Origin of the sequence: Nocardia acididurans (assembly GCF_016741815.1) — a bacterium.
GTDB classification, from domain to species: Bacteria; Actinomycetota; Actinomycetes; order Mycobacteriales; family Mycobacteriaceae; genus Nocardia; species Nocardia acididurans.
In genome coordinates, this window is sequence record NZ_JAERRJ010000070.1 from 1 (window position 1) to 363 (window position 363).

1 protein-coding gene is annotated in these 363 nt (G+C 70.2%); it reads right to left on the reverse strand.

Annotation, left to right across the window (positions count from 1 at the left end; genetic code table 11):
• The coding region (locus JK358_RS38835) for an AMP-binding protein (protein ID WP_201958899.1) at positions 1-363 on the reverse strand (363 nt) is incomplete at both ends.

Sequence of the window (363 nt, forward strand, 5' to 3'; positions counted from 1 at the left end):
CGCGGGTGAGCGATGTCGGCGACCGCAGCAGCTTCGATCGCCGGGTCCATGACATCGACGACCGCGACACCCGTGCCGCCTCGGTCGGCATCGGTCAGTGCCCGCGCCCGCGCCACCTGCTCCCCGCTCGTCAGTAGCGCCGCCGCGCCGGAATCGGCCAGAACGAACCGCACCCGATCATCGGGGTGCGCGACATCGACAGGCACATACCCCGCACCGGTCTTCAACACCGCCAGCACGCTGATCACCGTGTGCGCGGAGCGCGGCAGCAACAGAGCGACCATCCCACCGGCCCGGACCCCGTACTCGGCCATCAATACGCTGGCCAGCCGGCCCGATGCCTCGTCGAGTTCCCGGTAGGTC